Origin of the sequence: Cupriavidus sp. U2, assembly GCF_009663685.2 — a bacterium.
In the GTDB taxonomy this organism is placed as follows: domain Bacteria; phylum Pseudomonadota; class Gammaproteobacteria; order Burkholderiales; family Burkholderiaceae; genus Cupriavidus; species Cupriavidus necator_C.
In genome coordinates this window covers 34,584-50,563 of record NZ_RCOG02000021.1, presented here as the reverse complement: position 1 = coordinate 50,563, position 15,980 = coordinate 34,584, and the positions used below count along the sequence as shown (strand labels likewise).

At 59.8% G+C, this 15,980-nt stretch carries 15 protein-coding genes and 1 pseudogene; 9 read left to right on the top strand and 7 right to left on the bottom strand.

Annotated features, from left to right (window positions below):
• Positions 1-25 precede the first annotated feature (25 nt).
• The 3 genes and pseudogenes from D9X30_RS16170 to D9X30_RS16160 all read left to right on the top strand — a co-directional run bounded on the left by D9X30_RS16170 (position 26) and on the right by D9X30_RS16160 (position 4,339).
• A complete protein-coding gene (locus tag D9X30_RS16170) occupies positions 26-985 on the top strand; it encodes a Bug family tripartite tricarboxylate transporter substrate binding protein (protein WP_228771076.1) in 960 nt (319 codons plus the stop codon).
• Between the two features lie 7 nt (positions 986-992).
• Positions 993-1,883, top strand: coding sequence for an amidohydrolase family protein (locus tag D9X30_RS16165; RefSeq protein ID WP_153949755.1), 891 nt, complete (start codon positions 993-995; stop codon positions 1,881-1,883).
• Between the two features lie 1,009 nt (positions 1,884-2,892).
• Positions 2,893-4,339 (top strand): annotated as a pseudogene (locus D9X30_RS16160) (IS1182 family transposase).
• 349 nt (positions 4,340-4,688) lie between these two features.
• Here the strand turns inward: D9X30_RS16160 and D9X30_RS16155 are convergent.
• Positions 4,689-4,859 (bottom strand): DNA ligase-like domain-containing protein, encoded by a 171-nt coding sequence (locus D9X30_RS16155; RefSeq protein ID WP_153949756.1) that lies wholly within the window; start codon positions 4,857-4,859, stop codon positions 4,689-4,691.
• A 5-nt stretch (positions 4,860-4,864) separates the two neighbouring features.
• A complete protein-coding gene (locus tag D9X30_RS16150) occupies positions 4,865-5,086 on the bottom strand; it encodes a DUF2188 domain-containing protein (protein ID WP_153949757.1) in 222 nt (73 codons plus the stop codon).
• Positions 5,087-5,308: 222 nt separating this feature from the next.
• On the opposite strand from D9X30_RS16150, the gene D9X30_RS16145 reads away from it, so the two are divergent.
• The 4 genes from D9X30_RS16145 to D9X30_RS16130 all read left to right on the top strand — a co-directional run bounded on the left by D9X30_RS16145 (position 5,309) and on the right by D9X30_RS16130 (position 8,340).
• The gene (locus tag D9X30_RS16145; RefSeq protein WP_153949758.1) at positions 5,309-5,533 is read left to right on the top strand and encodes a hypothetical protein; all 225 of its coding nucleotides are present in this window, start codon (positions 5,309-5,311) and stop codon (positions 5,531-5,533) included.
• An 843-nt stretch (positions 5,534-6,376) separates the two neighbouring features.
• Positions 6,377-6,940 (top strand): chemotaxis protein CheB, encoded by a 564-nt coding sequence (locus D9X30_RS16140; RefSeq protein WP_283780793.1) that lies wholly within the window; start codon positions 6,377-6,379, stop codon positions 6,938-6,940.
• Between the two features lie 39 nt (positions 6,941-6,979).
• The gene (locus D9X30_RS16135; RefSeq protein WP_153949760.1) at positions 6,980-7,147 is read left to right on the top strand and encodes a hypothetical protein; all 168 of its coding nucleotides are present in this window, start codon (positions 6,980-6,982) and stop codon (positions 7,145-7,147) included.
• 764 nt (positions 7,148-7,911) lie between these two features.
• Entirely contained in the window at positions 7,912-8,340 is a 429-nt protein-coding gene (locus tag D9X30_RS16130; RefSeq protein ID WP_153949761.1) for a hypothetical protein, read from the top strand.
• Positions 8,341-9,999: 1,659 nt separating this feature from the next.
• Here D9X30_RS16130 and D9X30_RS16125 read toward each other — a convergent pair.
• The 4 genes from D9X30_RS16125 to D9X30_RS16110 all read right to left on the bottom strand — a co-directional run bounded on the left by D9X30_RS16125 (position 10,000) and on the right by D9X30_RS16110 (position 13,274).
• Positions 10,000-11,343, bottom strand: coding sequence for an epoxide hydrolase family protein (locus tag D9X30_RS16125; protein ID WP_153949762.1), 1,344 nt, complete (start codon positions 11,341-11,343; stop codon positions 10,000-10,002).
• Positions 11,344-11,376: 33 nt separating this feature from the next.
• Positions 11,377-11,778: a cupin domain-containing protein gene (locus tag D9X30_RS16120; RefSeq protein WP_061959249.1), complete on the bottom strand. Its 402-nt coding sequence runs from the start codon at positions 11,776-11,778 to the stop codon at positions 11,377-11,379.
• A gap of 9 nt (positions 11,779-11,787) precedes the next feature.
• Positions 11,788-12,207, bottom strand: coding sequence for an Ohr family peroxiredoxin (locus tag D9X30_RS16115; protein WP_061959248.1), 420 nt, complete (start codon positions 12,205-12,207; stop codon positions 11,788-11,790).
• An 89-nt stretch (positions 12,208-12,296) separates the two neighbouring features.
• Positions 12,297-13,274, bottom strand: a complete 978-nt coding sequence (locus D9X30_RS16110; RefSeq protein WP_228771077.1) for an alpha/beta fold hydrolase — start codon at positions 13,272-13,274, stop codon at positions 12,297-12,299.
• Between the two features lie 297 nt (positions 13,275-13,571).
• Between D9X30_RS16110 and D9X30_RS16105 the strand changes: the two genes are divergently transcribed.
• Positions 13,572-14,027, top strand: coding sequence for a MarR family winged helix-turn-helix transcriptional regulator (locus tag D9X30_RS16105; RefSeq protein WP_228771078.1), 456 nt, complete (start codon positions 13,572-13,574; stop codon positions 14,025-14,027).
• Between the two features lie 306 nt (positions 14,028-14,333).
• On the opposite strand, the gene D9X30_RS16100 is transcribed toward D9X30_RS16105, so the two are convergent.
• Complete coding sequence (locus tag D9X30_RS16100) at positions 14,334-14,915, bottom strand: DUF1294 domain-containing protein (RefSeq protein WP_153949764.1); 582 nt, start codon at positions 14,913-14,915, stop codon at positions 14,334-14,336.
• A 206-nt stretch (positions 14,916-15,121) separates the two neighbouring features.
• On the opposite strand from D9X30_RS16100, the gene D9X30_RS16095 reads away from it, so the two are divergent.
• The gene (locus D9X30_RS16095) at positions 15,122-15,646 is read left to right on the top strand and encodes a DUF3455 domain-containing protein (RefSeq protein WP_153949765.1); all 525 of its coding nucleotides are present in this window, start codon (positions 15,122-15,124) and stop codon (positions 15,644-15,646) included.
• Positions 15,647-15,980: the final 334 nt, after the last annotated feature.

The window sequence follows — 15,980 nt, the reverse complement described above, 5'->3', positions numbered from 1 at the left end:
CTTCCCAAACAATCGGAGACATCTCATGCACATTCTCATGCGCATGCTGGTGGCGCTCGCCATGAGCGTCACCGTATCGACTGCAGCGTCCGCTGCCGAATACAACGGTCCCATCCGTATTGTCGTGCCGTTTGCCGCAGGTGGCGCGACCGATGCACTCGCTCGCCTCTTGGCGCCAGGGCTCGCCAAGGAACTCGGTCATACCGTCGTCGTGGAAAACCGACCTGGTGCAAGCGGTCAGATCGGCACCGCTTACGTCAAGAACGCGCCGGCCGATGGCTCAGTCTACTTGCTTGCTCTCGACCACTCGGTTGTCATCGTACCGCTCATGACCCCGTCAGCCGGGTACGACGCACTGCGCGACTTCGCCCCCATAGGTACCGTCGCGCGATTCCAATGGGTGCTTTCCGTGCCCATCTCGAGTCCCGCGACCACCCTCCAACAGTTTATGGACCTTACGAAGAAAGATGCCAGCAAACGCAACTACGGCGTCCCGCTGATGGGCGGTATGCCAGACCTGATTGGTGCCAGCATAGGCGGAAAGGCCGGTGTCGGCATGGAAGCCATCCCTTTCAATGGGTCGGCGCAGATGATGCCGCAGCTAATTGGTGGACAGCTTGCCTCAGGCGTAACAGGTTCTCCCGAGGCAGTCACCATGTCGCGCGCCAGGAAGGTGCGGTTGCTGGCGGTCACGGGCGACAAGCGCTCCCCACTGCTGCCGGAAGTTCCAACCTTCGCGGAGGCCGACGTCAAGGGCTTGAACCTCAACAGCTTCAACGCGTTCTTCGCACCGAAGAATTTGCCGCCGCCCATCGCGGACAAATTCAACGCAGCATTGCGGAAGACCCTGGCCGACCCTGACGTTAGAAAGCAGGTCGGCGACATGTCTCTGGATATCGTGGAGTCATCATCGATTCCAGAAGCCAAGGCGGAACTGGAACGCACTTATCGGTTCTGGAACTCCGCGGCCGCTGCCAAACACTAATCATTCCATGAAGACAGGCAGCAATGGCAGTCTTGTGACCGTAGCCCATTCAGCAGCCAGCGATGCCCCATCGTTTGCACTACCGGCCGACGCATGCGACTGCCACATGCACGTCTTTGACCCCGGCCTGCCATTTGCTGCGAACGCAGTGCTGACGCATGGGGCGGCCACACCACAGCAATATCGGTATTTGCAGCGGCGACTTGGCACAACGCGCAACGTCGTCGTCCAACCCTCCTCATATGGCATGGATCATCGAGCCATGCTGGCAGCTCTGCGGTATTTCGGCGAATCAGCACGTGGCGTCGCCGTTGTGACACCAGATACCCCAGACGCAGAACTGGACCGGTTGGCTGAAGCTGGGGTTGTGGGAGCTCGATTGAACCTAGTCCAACGGGGGGCTACCGAGATTGCAATGGCTCGCCCGTTGGCGTCACGGCTTCGACGAATGGGTTGGCATCTGCAGGTTCATATGCTGCCGGAAGCTTTTCTCAACAACGTGGACTCGCTTCTGGCCCTCGGCATCGACGTAGTCGTCGACCACTTCGCACGGGTATGCAGCGACGAAGCGTTGACGCCTCTGATGGAGCGAGCTGTTCATGAACTGCTCGCAAGTGGACACGGATGGCTGAAACTCTCGGGCGCCTATATGGCAGTACCAGCCGGAAGCCATGACTTGCACCGACTCGACGAGTTCGTCATCTCGATTGCGCAGCAGTTTTCGTCGAGGCTCGTGTGGGGAACCGATTGGCCTCATGCAACCGAATCAGACAAGCCCGATGACACGGCCCTCACGAATCTCTTGCTGCGATGGTTTCCGGCTTCTGACGCAAGAGATCGGTTACTCGTGTCCAATCCGGCCGCGCTATACCAGTTCGACGGCGCCAGAACCCTTTAGCAGCTTGATTTTTTTTGCACGGTGTCCGTGGTGGTACTCCAAAGCGACCGGACACCGTTTTTTGAAAGAGCTCTCCACGCTTCCGTAGTACGCGGTTCAACGCAATTGGCTGTGACTGCAGTGCGCCCCTGTTCAGTCATTCCCACCGCACCAATCGTATGGCTCAAATGGGTCGGCTACGGAAGTTTGGCGCCGCGGCGCGGACAGGTTGCCGTTGGGCTTCCGATCTCGGCCATTTGCTGCCGCTCGACATCCAGTTTCTGCAGTCGGCACTATTGCGTTCATCAGCCATTCCTCGCTCCCACGGGCTTGCGGGGCGTAGGACAGCGTCGGGCATCAACATTGAGTTGCAGCGCGCACGATGTCATGAAAGGGGGGCGATCGACGCTGCCGCAAATGTGACGGTGTGCGTGCCTCGCAAGGACATTTGCTATCGGGGGTCTTTAGTCATGGACACGCTCAACATACGAAAAGTAGAGCAGTATCGGGGACTGATACTGCATATGGCGGTGTTTCAGATTGATGTCGACGATGAGCTACCCGGCCACCACAGTTGGGGATACCGCGTGGCAGTCGGCGAGCCAGCGAATGCAGAGAGTCCGTATTTATGTGGACCTTACTGTCAATCATCTCCATACCCGTCCTCCGCGGAGGCCCATACAGCTTGCCTGCAGCGAGGACATCTTGCCGTTGACCTTCTACTTGGTACTATCTGAGCTTCTCATGCCGAAGCGACGTAGTTCCGCATAGCCCAGGCGCAGACACAGCAGAGTCCGCGGGGGGCCAGTCTCCTGCACGGCAACCTCGCTATCGGGCATGCTCCTCACCGGCCGCTCAGTTGCCTAATCGGACGCAATTCGCCGAGTCGAACCAAATTTCCGCTGTATCGGCCCTCCCCTTGGCCCGTCGTAACCTGCCGCGCTACCTGCGATGACTGCGAGTGATCGAGGCTGTGTGAAAACGTCTCGATCACCTAGACTGAGTCAACGCATTCAGATTGGGGGATCGGATGAAGCGATTCATAGAGGGAGAAGATAGGAAGCAAGCCACACTGCTTCCAGAATGCCTCGATGACTTCATCGCCGAGGACAATCCAGCCAGGATCATCGACGCTTTTGTTGAGGAACTAGAACTAGAATCGCTCGGCTTCGAAGGGGCGATTCCTTCGACCACGGGGTCGCCCCTCGTACCATCCAGCGGTTCTGTTGAAGATATACATCTACGGCTACCTCAACCGTGTCCAATCCAGTCGTCGACTGGAGCGCGAATGCCAACGCAATATAGAGCTGATGTGGCTGACCGGTCGACTGGCGCCGGACTTCAAGACCATTGCAGACTTCCGCAGGGATAACGGTACAGGCATCCGAAACGTCTGCCGTCGTTTCATTGTTCTGTGCCGCGATCTCAAGTTGTTCTCACAGGCACTGATCGCGATTGACCGTAGCAAGTTCAAGGCGGTCAATACCCGGGACCGAAACTTCACAGCCGGCAAGGTCGATAAGCGCCAACAGCAGATCGAGGAAAGCGTCCAACGGTATCTCAGTGCGCTGGAAACTGCTGATCGCACCCAGTCGGAGGATATGCAGCTAAAGACCGATCGACTACAGGAGAAGATCGCACAGCTTCGGGAGCAGATGCACCGGCTTGACCAGATAAAAGACGAGCTCAAGGTGGTGCCTGATGGCCAGATATCGATGACGGATGCCGACGCGCGTTCGATGGCAACCAGTGGTAAGGGTTCGGGAATCGTCGGCTACAACGTGCAAATGGCCGTGGATGCGAAGCACCACCTGATCGTTGCTCATGAAGTCACCAATATCGGCAATGACCGCGCACAGCTCAGCTCGATGGCCCGTGCCGCTCGCGACGCCATGGAAAAGCCTCGGCTTAAGGTTGTCGCAGATCGCGGCTACTTCAGTGCACAACAAATCAAAGCGTGTGCTGATGCTGGCATCGCGGCCATCTTGCCCAAGCCAACCACATCCGGCGCGAAGGCTGAAGGTCGATTCGATAGATCTGACTTCATCTACATCGCCCGCGACGACGAGTATCAGTGTCCTGCCGGAGAACGGGCAATCTACCGCTTCACAAGAGAAGAGCATGGCCTGCAGATACGCCGCTACTGGAGTAGTGCTTGTCCTCAATGTGCGATGAAGGCGCAATGCACGCCAAGCCCTTACCGACGTATCTCGCGGTGGGAGCATGAAGCTGTGCTCGAGGCCGTGCAGCACCGGCTCGACAGAACCCCTGACGCGATGAAGATCCGAAGGCGCACTGTCGAGCATGTCTTCGGTACCTTCAAGCATTGGATGGGCTATACGCACTTCCTAACACGAAGGCTTCCCAATGTCGGTACTGAGATGAGCCTGCTCGTACTGGCCTACAACTTGAAGCGCGTGCTCCGCATTCTTGGATATGCGAAAACGATGAAGGCAATGAGCCTGGTGGGGGCGTAAGCTCCCTTTTGGAGGAGAAAATCCGCCCCAAATGCGGCTCTCCAAGCCGCTCGCCAAAATTGCGCGATCCGTCACGCTCCCCAGCCCCATCGTCTGATATCGCCGTTTGAACGAATATGGACACCTACAAGGAGGTGCTATGCAGTTCCAGCGGCGTTTCCACACGGCCTCGACCCGAAGCAGCCATCCAAAATTCTTTCTGCCACCTTTCGCTGGGAGCGACTCAGAATAACAGAGAGCGAGTTGAACTCACAAACGACACCCGACAGAACAGGCTTCGCCGTCCAGGATTGTGCCGCCCGGCATGTCGGCGACTGCGGCCGCAACCTCGGGAAACCAGCTCGTAGCGTCACCCGCCGCGGCTCTTCAGTCGGGCGGCGGACCCGGTACTGGCCAAGACGCGGTATCCGTCGTACTTGATCTCGTAGAGCCAGTCGCCCTCGCGCGGTATAGCCTTGCGCTCGACCAGCAGCATGGGAGAGAGCTGATCCAGCGTCGGCGCGGGCGTGCCGCGCGGCATGGGATTTAGCCCTTGATGTCGCACGGGTCATGACCGAAGGAATTCCGCTCACGGATCTGTCCATCGCGTCCGTGGATCAGCAGTTCGACCTTGTCGCGCTTCGCTCGTTCGGTGCCGGCAGCAATCGCTTCTTCCTGAGTGAAGAACATGGTGCGTTCGCCACCGCCCGCGACCTCGACCGGCCATTCGTTGCCGGCCGGCACGATGTGAATGTCCTTGTTTGCCATGACTGTCTCCTATGCGTTGTGGTCTGTGGACAGTTTGCTCGCTCGCACTCATGGGGATCTGTCAGCGGACGTCCGACATGGCGTTGACCGCCGCTGTACGGAACGGCTTGGATTTCGACAGGTTTGCGATTACAGCGCCGTAGTACAGTAGATCGTGTTCGGTAATGTTTCACCGAGCTTCGTTCGGCCGCGACTGACGCGGCCTCTTTTTTTGAGACCGAATTGAAGTCGTCCGATTTGCAATCGTTCTACGTGACCCGCAATGCTTCGTTACTTGAGGTGCGAATTGATGCTGCCCGAAAGCGAGTTCGTGCGCAGATCGGTATCGTCCGGGCGGCCCGCGCGGATGGCGGTGATGTCATGTTGGCCGTACGTGTTCTACAAAATCTGCGCTCTGGATATTTGGCGCTGTTGTACCTCCGGTACAAGGAGCCAGAAGCGGAATGATCGGTCTCCCCAGCGGGATAGGGAAGATCAATGCTGGAGATTTTTCGGTTTCGTCCGACCCGGCGGCGCAGGGATGTCTGGCGTCTCGTTCCGCGCCGCCAAGAGGTCTTCGTTCCAGCGAAGGGCCGCCAAGCTACGCAGCATTGAGCGCAGCACCCTTTCGGCCAGAGCACTATCGCCGGCGTCGAGGCGTATCGCTCGGATAAGCTGAATCTGCTCGCGGATTCGCCGCCGCGTATCGACGATGGCGGGGCGCTGCAGGCGCGCTTGGGCCTGGCTCCTACTGGGTTTCATAGTGGTTTTCGTCCCAGCTGGAGAAAGGGTAAGACTAAAGACTACTCGCTATTTGCTCGGCGAGGCAAAAAAAAGCCACGCATCTACTGCGTGGCGGGACGGAAAAATCGCGGGGTCAATGCGCGACTGGTCATTTTGACCACCGAAGGTGATCTTGTCGCCCCTACAGAGGCGGGGGTTAGGTTCAAATACCGCAGACAATCCGCGTCGCGCATCGCCTCAGGTATGGGAAGGTCCATCTTACCAAGCCCGTCTGTCGGCTCGCTCTCGATAACCGGCTCAACCTTTCGCTGGGAGGCCAATTCATTCTCCTTCATTGAAGTCACTGCACGTGCAGTCGTTTCTTAATCCCGTGGACGGTGAGACCTTGTCTCATGCGTGTCGCGTTGCGACGCTAGCCGAATGGGCGGTGCCGCTGCATCGAACGTTCTCACGTGTTATGAGAATTCTCAAAAAGCGTGAGAATAGATGAGAACGACCTTCCAGACCATTGGCATTTTGCTCTTCCGGAGTTAGTTCCGAGACGACCCTTCGTGCGATGTTTGCCCGATCGTCAGAGCCGTGGCCGACGAGGTCATGAAGCGCGGGCATCTCTACCTCGCGCCGCAGAAGTGCCACCTGGTCGTTTCAAGCGGCGGCACGCTGGCGTTGGATGACGGGCCCCGCGTGAACTTCGTGCGTCCGGCCGGTAACCCTCTCTTTGCCTCAGCCGCGAGCGTTTTTGGGCCGCGCGTCGTCGGCGTGGTGCTGACTGGGTGTGATGGCGATGGCGCGGCGGGGCTGCGGGCCATCAAGCGGGCTGGCGGCATCAGCATCGTCCAGCATCCCGGACAGGCCGAGGCGCCCGACATGCCAATGCATGCCCTGAATCACGTCAGTCCGGATTACCCGTCTCGCTGCCCGAACTGGGTCCCCTGCTCTATGCCTTGGCCCAAGGTCGTGACCCCCACGCACATAGAGCGTGAGGCGGGGCGGACGCCCCTCGAAGGCGCGTCGCCGGCGGCGGTCCGGTACTACCGATCGGCAAAACAGGGACGCGGCCCTGATGGCAGCGGGGCGATTCCGCACTCGCTCTTTGTCGGACATGGCGAGTTCCCGCGGGGCACGCTATAACGCAGACGAGACCCAAGTCGGCAACCGGCAGGAGAGACAATGCTTGAGGACGCAGACTTTGTGGTGTACCGCCTTGAGACGGCCATCGCGAACGCGCGCGATGGCGGCGACGTGGCGCTTGCCATGGCGACCCTCCGCTGCCTACGCCAGGCGGCGTCCACGCTCACGCAACTCAGGCGACAACTCCGCGTCCACAGCGACGCATGATGAAAGGACGGACCGGCCAGAAACCCACCCGCTCAAGCTGAGTGGGGTGGCGCAATATTTCCATTCGGCGCATGCCGGGAGTGTCGCTTGAGGGCTTAACACGTGACGGCACGCAGCCGCGGTGCGCATACTAGACTGAGGACATTCCCCGTCAAACGGCTGCCTCGCCATGTTAAGTCGAAAACGAGAACTCGAACACCTGGCGACGGCACAACGATATGTGATCCGATGCAGGCAACTGATACGCCTCCAGATCTCGATTTTACGGTTGGAACGCACACACTGTTGGGACGACCGCGTCTCGCTGCAGTTGGTTGGGGAACTGCACCATTCAAGCTGCGGCCGCGACCATCTACACGCCATCGAGCAAGCGTTTGACAGCCTTGACCGCCTCGGTCGCTGGGGCCGCCGGGTAGCGCGCCAGGTGCCTACGCACAGAGCCATGTGTCCGGCACGCCGCCTCGGTGCCCACCTGCGGTTCGCTTCTGGGGCTCCGCGGACACTGGTCATTGTCCTGTCATGGCACGGCGCCACCGCGTGTTCTACAGTAGAAGTCTCCTAGCCGACTCCCGCCCCCGCAGATGTCTGTTCGTACCCCTACCGAAGCGTTTCATCCGCACGCTGCGGGCCCGCCCCGGGCATCCGTGAGCCCTGTCCCGCCACCGCGTGACACGCGTGCCCTCGTCGACCGTTGCGAGACGCAGGCGTCCCGGGCAGCCGAACACATCGAGGCTTCGAGGTGCCGCATTCGCAGCCAGTTGGCCTTGATCCGCACGTTTCAGGCAAACGGGCATGACACCGCTGGTGCCCGCGCCGTCCTGCGACAGCAACGAACCCTGTTGGCCGCCCAGCGCGGCCACCTTGCGGCATTTCTCCGGCTTGTCGCCACGTTTCAGGCCCAGGCCGGCCGACCGCGCTTTCCCGGGCTGGCCATCACCCTGTACCGCAACGATAACCGCGCGTTGTTGCTGCCGCGTGGCACCTCTCTGGCGTCTTGCCCGGCATGCGTGCGCGACTGGCTGGGCTTTCCCACTTCCGCGGTCCCTACCGAACTGACCCCCGACACGCCCATGCCCGGCATCAACGCCATGCACCTGCGCGAGGATCTGCTGCGCCAAGGCTATTGCGCGCTGGACATGCACGGTGTGGTAAGGACATTCGGGGGGCCGAACTCGGACGGACCACCCGTATGACGTGAAAAAAATCCCCGACGCCGGGGCGTCGGGGTTGCGAGAAAATGTGCGGCACGTCAAGCCGCACTTAACTCTAAAACCGGACACCCGTTTGAAATCAGGTCCGAACGCCACTCTAGGGACGTGCGGAATCGGTCCAATCCGGACGGGGCTGCCCTTAGGTACATCCCGAATGCGATGAACCGGGGGCCGTGCTACAAGGAAATGTGGCCAAGCAGTCGGGGCCCCTTTCTGACTTGTCCGCTCGTGCCCTGCCATGAGCGTTTGTCTAGATGTCTGCCCACTTTTGCAGCTTGGACCGTTTGCACGCGCCATGCACATTGTCCTGTTCCGCCACGGCACCCGCGCGCTGTTCCTGCGTACCGGCAAACAACTTATTGATTGCCCTCGCACGTCCGCCTGTGGCTCGGGGGGCCTGTTACCGAGGACCATACGATACTGACTCTGGACACCCCGATGCCGGGAATTGAGCCGGCCGCCGTACTGCGCGAGTTCCTCGCAAAAGGCTTCTGTGCCCTCGACGAATACGGGGTGGTACACGAGTTTCAAATACCCGTGTCGCAGCGTACTGTAGAACGCAGTGCTACGGATTTTCTACACGACGAAGGTCCGAGAGACCCTTTTGGTTAAGCCAGGGTCAGGCTTACTTTGCACAGGTCCGTCGGTCCGATTTTGACGAGCGTCGTATTTCCAGTGGACATCAGCCTTGCGGAACGTTGCAACGAAAGGCCGAGATGGGTCGGCAGTCGCCTCTGGCGCCGGCGAGCCCCGCCGCCGGTAGCCCTAGGGCCGAGACCGGCCAACTGCAGCCATTGTCCATCGTGCTAAGGTGGCCATTCGAAGGGCAGCCCCGCGTCAATCAACGGACTTTCATGCTGGAGAATCGAAAGATTTATCACCCATTTCCGACACTTTTACTACAATGATCTTGGGCCGACTGCTGGACAACACGCCGACGCGGTCATTGATATCAGAAAGCTGCACTTGCGGGCAGATGCCGTTTTTTGAAGACGTGCTTGATGCCGGCCATCGCAGCGAGTTGCGAGGCACCTGGCACCGGATTGGCCCAAAGCCGATCCGCTGCCGATGGAAAGCGCCAATGGGCCACTGTTGTTGATGTAGCCTGCCGTGGCCGACAACCTTGCCTGCTCACGTTGATCGAAATTCAGACTCTTCAATCTGTGTAGCGCTCCACGATCGGCGAAGCGCGGCTGGTCGCAATAATGGGCGCGCAAGATCGATACCAGGCTGAAGTTCTCGCCGGCAGTTGAGCGAGTATTTGCATTTTGGTAGGAGCACGTGTCGCGAGAACAGGGATTCCGGTTTTCTGTCTGTACGGCAACTGCCGGGTTCAGTTCTTGCGCAAGTTTTGCTGACGATCTTCGCAATGGGCTGCAATCGCGGACCTACGCAAGCAGCCCGCCACATGGACGTGTGGGTGAGAATGTGCAGCTAACGTCCATTAGCACTTGCAGAACGATCCGATGCATCAGGAGGCGTTAGCCGCCTTCCGTGTCCGTACGTATAGTGCAAGAAAAGGCTGCGCCCGATGGCGCAGCCCAGTCTCAGCCGGTGACACGGCAACTACGGGGCTCGGACGCTGCCAAGTGATGCTTGCACCTGCGATGTCGACATGGCAACTGGTCCACAATGGAGGTGCTAACTGTCCTTGCGCATGTAACTGAATGCTGACCGCAACTCCTTGCTGAACAGCTCAGGCTCCTCCCAGGCCGCGAAATGACCACCCTTATCGACGCGGTTGTAGTAGACGAGCTTTGGATAGGTCTGTTCCAGCCAATGTTTCGGCGGTCGATAGACTTCGCCGGGGAAAATTGTAACTGCCACTGGCACTGTGACGGGCGCGCTCTTGGCGCCTGCAACACTCGTTTCCCAATAAATTCGTCCACTTGACGCCCCGGTATTCGTTAGCCAGTAGAACGTGATGTTGTCCAACAGGGCGTCTCGTCCCAGTGCCCGTTCAGGGTCTCCCCGTGTGAAAACCCAGTCCGCCTGCTTGTCGTAAATCCATGCCGCCAGTGCCACAGGCGAGTCTGCCTGACCGTATCCAACCGTCTGAGGTCGCGTTTGCATGATGGCCGCGTAGCCGAACCCCTTGTTCAGGAAATCCCTGGCCTCGTCGAGGACCAGCGTTTCTTCGGCAGTAAGATTCGCTGGGGCGGGGCCCCCGGTCTTCAATGCCATGGCTATGGGGCCCGGCAATGTGGTGCCGCGTTCGATCCGGTTGACGTGGATACCCAGCAACCCTTCAGGCGCAAGTCTTCCGATGGCATCGGAGATGATGGCGCCCCAGTCCCCGCCTTGGGATACATAGCGGTGATAGCCCAGACGTTTCATCAACGTATCCCAGGCATGTGCAATCCGCTCCGGATTCCACCCCCCGTCCATCGGTTTCTGCGAGAAACCGAAGCCGGGGATCGATGGCAACACCAGATGAAAGGCATCCTCAGCCGTACCTCCGTGGGCGGTAGGGTCGGTAAGCGGGCCGATAGTGCCCAACAGTTCAAAAATCGATCCGGGCCACCCGTGCGTCATCACGAGCGGCAAGGCATTGGCATGCCGAGAACGTACGTGGACGAAATGAACGTCCACGCCATCGATTCTTGTGACGAACTGCGGGTAGCCGTTCAGCCGCGACTCGGCCTTGCGCCAGTCGTAGCTGGTGGCCCAATAGCGCGTCAGCGACTGCATCTTGTCCAACTGGACGCCCTGTGACCGATCGGCGACCGGCCCGGCGTCGGGCCATCGCGTGGCGGCCAAGCGTCGCTTCAGATCGTTGAGCGCGGCTTGGGGGAAATTCGCCCGAAACGGACGAATATTGTCCTGAGTCGCGTCGAGGGCTGCCCGGGCAGACGCGGCGATAGCCGTGGCGCCAGGCATCATCGCCAGGGCGCCCGAAGCCATGCCACCGAGCAGCAGCCTGCGGCGCGCGCGATCCGGAGTGCCGACGAGTTCGTCGGCGATGGGGGAGTCGTAGGAAGTCATTCTGGATCCTTCAAGAGATGCGTCTCGCGCCGATTACTTCGCTGGCGTCACCAGCGGCGCGTCTTTCTGGACGATGTACGTGGCAAGCTCCGAGGCTTTCCCTTTGCCAACGTTGCGTGCGGAATGCGGCATCCCTGCCGGGATGAATAATGCGTCCCCGGCCTGCAGCGTTACGGGCACCTGGTTGCCGAGCTGGTATTCCAGCGTGCCCGCCAACACAAAGGCGATTTCCTCGCCGGGATGCACATGCTTCGGCGCAAATGCACCCACATCGAAGTCGACCTTGACTTGCACGCCCTGATGGCCAGGCAGGACGAGGTCGCGCTGGATCAGATCGGTTCGATGGATCCCGGGCGCTTGCGCCAGCCCGGGTGCCGTGTGCAGCGCGCCGGACGCCGCAAGCAATGCCGCAAAGAGAAGCCGTGTCGTTGTCATGTCGCGTCCTCAGAGGATATGGATCTGGACGTCGACATTGCCGCGTGTTGCCTTCGAGTACGGGCAGATCTCATGCGCCCGGCCGGCAAGCGTACGCGCCAAGGCGGGATCGACGCCAGGGAGGCTGACATTCAGCCGCGCAGCCAAATGGAATGCGTCACCGGCCTGAACCAGGTCGATGTGCGCTTCCACCGCTGCGTCGGCCGGCAGGGCGACGTCTGCAACAAGTGCCGCCTTGCCCATTGCGCTCAGGAAACACGCTGACCAACCTGCGCCAAGAAGCTGTTCGGGATTGGTACCCGCGCCATGGCTGCCGAACTTCGACAGCGCAACGGCAAGCCGGCCGTCCGAGCTTGTTGCGCTGCCATTGCGCCCGCCCGTGACGCGCGTGGTACCGGTATAGATAACCTTATCGTTGGAGGTGCTCATGATGGTTTGCAGGGAGTGGATGGGAATCCGCCACGGATTTTCTGAAATCGCGCCGATGTGGCGAGGCCGGCGCGACACGTTTCATGCGTTCAAGGCAATGCCGCCCGGATTTCGCGCACGGTGTGGTGTGGGTGCTGCAAGTGGGGGTAATGACCGGTTTGCGCAAGCAATTCAATCGGCGCACCGATTCGCCGCGCGAATTCGATGCCCATTTCCTTGTGGATGTAGAGGTCTTGCTCTCCCCAGATGACCTTGATCGGCGTTTTCAGCTTGTCTAGCCTCGCCTCGAATGCGTCCTGGTCGCGCGTGAAGTGCGAGTAATAGTGATAAAACGCATCTGCCGAAGTCAGCGCGCCGTTTTGCCACCCGTGCGCCAGGTCGGCCCTGTACGTGGCAGACAACTCGTAGCGCAGTGCAGGGGCGAGGCCGCGCGTGAAGGCGTTCTCAAGGATTTCGTCGCGCGTGGTGTTGAAGGCGTCGCGCACCGCCTTTGCGGACTTGGGGTCCTTCAACGCCTGGAGCCGCTCCTGCATGAACTGGGGGCGATCGAAGGGGGCAAAGTCTCCAACAATGATGGATTTGGCGATGCCAGGGTCGTCCATGGCAGCGATCAGTGCAGGCAGTGCGCCGATATCGGTGGCGTAGATCACCAGGTTGCTTTTGTCGATGCCTGCACGGTCGATATAGACCTTGAGAACCTTCGCGTAGTCCACGGGCGCGTAGGCAAACCGGTCGGGTGTCGGACGCGATGACTCGCCATACCCCGGCCAGTCGAAGGCGTGGACTTCATACTCGGCGCCGAGTGTCTGTGCAATGTCGTCCCAGGCATGCAGGGTTTCCGGGAAACCGTGCAACAGCAATACCGTCCCTTTTGGATGATCGTTGTGCGTGACCATCCTCCGAAGTTGCATATCGTCATGGATTGCCAGATGACTGATGTCGGGCCCTGCGGCGTCCGCATGCGCCGGCGACAAGAGCGCCGCAGCAAGTGTCATCCCGACGGCGGCAGCCGTACGTTTCACAGTGGCAATCGTGCCGTGCAAATTAGCCTGATGTTGCGTAGTCATATCTTTCACCTCGACATACGGCCCGGAACCGAACAGCGTATCCGTCGGAACGCTCGTAATATTGCATATGCAGCATTAAATGAAATCGATGTATCTAGCGTGTGGCATCGACGCACCCAAAACGTATCTGTGTGTATCAGAGGCTAGCTCAGTTACCGTGGCTTACAAGACTGGGCGGGGCGCCAAAGATGAGTCCTGCCTTCGGCGAGCGGCAGCACCCTGCAGAGATCTGCTCTAGACTTACGGGTGTTTGACAACTAAGCGACTGCCGAAATGAGTTCCGCTACGCGACCCTCAATGGCCCAGGAAATCCTAAAAAACTGCCTGATCACGCGAACACGGCAAATTTCCAGAGTGCTGACCGCGGTCTACGACGAGGCGCTACGCCCGTTCGGCATCAATGCCCCGCAACTGACGCTTCTAGTTTTGGTACATGAACTGGGACCTATCAGCCGGGCCGAACTGGGGCGGCGAAACCATCATGACCGATCCACGATGACTCGCAATCTGCGCCCACTGCTTGCACAGGGATGGGTGAGCGAGGGATTTCCTGAGGAAGACGGGCGGAGTCGGCCGCTTTGCATCACAAGGGCTGGAATGTCGCTGTTGGGCCGTATTGGTCCAGCATGGGCGCGTGCGCAGGCAGCGGCCAAGTCGCTGGTCGGTCAGGATGGCGCGGATGCGATCATGCAAATCGCTTCCACGCTTACCCGCCGCGGACAGGGCGCAAGCAGAGGTCCCACGATTAGATGAGTGTCACAGACTCCGTCGGGCGCACCGTTCTTCGCGCTCCCGCAAACGGCTCAATCGGGAAATGGGTAGGAGGCCTATGGCCAGGTTGTCCGTACATAGCCTCGCAATGCTGGCAGTCTTGGAAACGGCCGGAATTCTAGGCATACCAGTCGTACACACTTGACGAATTCGACGTCTCAGATGGGTCGTCATGAGACAACCAACGTCCCCCCAATTCAACGACGAACCACAAAAATGCAGGCTGTGAAGCCTGCCCTCACCGCGATGGTCGATGGCTCCGCCCCATGTCAGGCGCCTGTTTGCCCATCAAGGGGCAACGACTGCCTTCCAAAGGACAAGTGCGCCAATGTTCAGGACCACTGTCGCCCAGAAGACAACCTGAAACTCGTGCTTCCGGTTCTTATGCCGAAGCAGGTGTTGGGCGGCCAGCGCGCCTGGCCATCCTCCGCAAAGTGCAATGAGATGAAGGTTCGCTTCCGGAATACGCCAGGCCTTGCGATTTGCCCGAACCTTATCCTCGGCGTACGCGATGAAGGCTATGAAACTGGCCATCAAGCTGACAATGCCAACGAGCCGAGGAAGATAGCCCTCCAGAGCACCCAGGGAGATCGCCGCCAGTGCCACCATTCCAACGAACGCCGGCAACCAGTTCGCCCCGTCGCCAGAGCCTGGCTTTGGGGCGCCTGCAATGGTGACGTTGATCGCCTGCATGCGACCATCCTTGCCCTTGGCAAGCTCGAAACTCGCGCGGTCGCCCACCTTTGGCTGAACAACCCGCGTCCGTAGCGCACTGACGTGAAAGAACACGTCCTTGAGATCCGCGTGGATGTCGATGAAGCCATAGCCCTTGTCGGCATGCCAGGATTTGATCCGCCCCGCTTTTTTCATGTTCTTTGGGTGGTCTTCTAATTGGTGTTGCTAGTGGGTGTTGCGCTGCAGGCACGCAGTGTACGCGAAGGGCGCCGGTAGCCGGCGTAATCGCGCTCCGTTCTGTGGGCGTCGGCGCGATAAGGCGCTCCGGACGACCTGGAGCCGACTGGCGATGCGCCGCAGCACCGGCTATCCTCCTCCATGGGCCAAAGCAAGGAGCCGACATGGCAAACCCTCAGCATTTCCACGGCGAATGGCTGACTGTGCTGGGCCTGTCAGGCGTACTCGCCTCGTGTGCCACATTCCGGATAGCGGCCCCGCCCGACCTCCAACCCGCCGATGTGCGTGGAACGGTCGCCGTGCTGCATGCCGATGGGACGCAGAACTATCAGTGCAAGCGAGCCAGCGACGGCCGCTTGCTATGGACCCTCGTGGGGCCAGATGCCACCCTGAAAGATGACCTCGGACAGGTCGTTGTCAAACACTATGCAGGGCCAACCTGGGAAGCGCCGGATGGCAGCAAGATAACCGGCAAGGTATTGCGACAGCTACCGAACGCCCAGGCGCCGGATAGCATTCCACTCTTGCTGTTGCAGGCGACCAGCAGCGGTGGACGTGGCCTGCTATCGCCGACGCGTTACGTGCAACGTCTGAATACGCAAGGCGGTCAGGCTCTCCCTCAGACGTGCACCCAGGAGGGACAGGAAAATCGAGTGCCCTATCGGGCTGACTACGTCTTCCTGGAATAGCAAGGCGAATCCAGACAGAACGACAGATCAACCAGAGACTGCCGTCAATCAGACGGGTGGACCTCGACGTCCATACGCCTGAAACGTCATATTCAGATCCTGCAAGCGGCCTCCGGCCGGTCCCCCTGCACAGCCTCGCCCCTCTGCCAACCTTGCCCTTTGCCGGTTGCCAACTACGATGGAAGCGCGATGAAAATGGCGCGACCCTCAGACCTGCATCGTTTTCATTTGCCTTCGCTCGCCCCGTCATCTCAAATAAGGAGTCAACTCAGCAGGCCCTCCACGCATCGCGTGGTCGCCTGGCCGTACCGATGCCGCCGCCGGCGGACAGTTC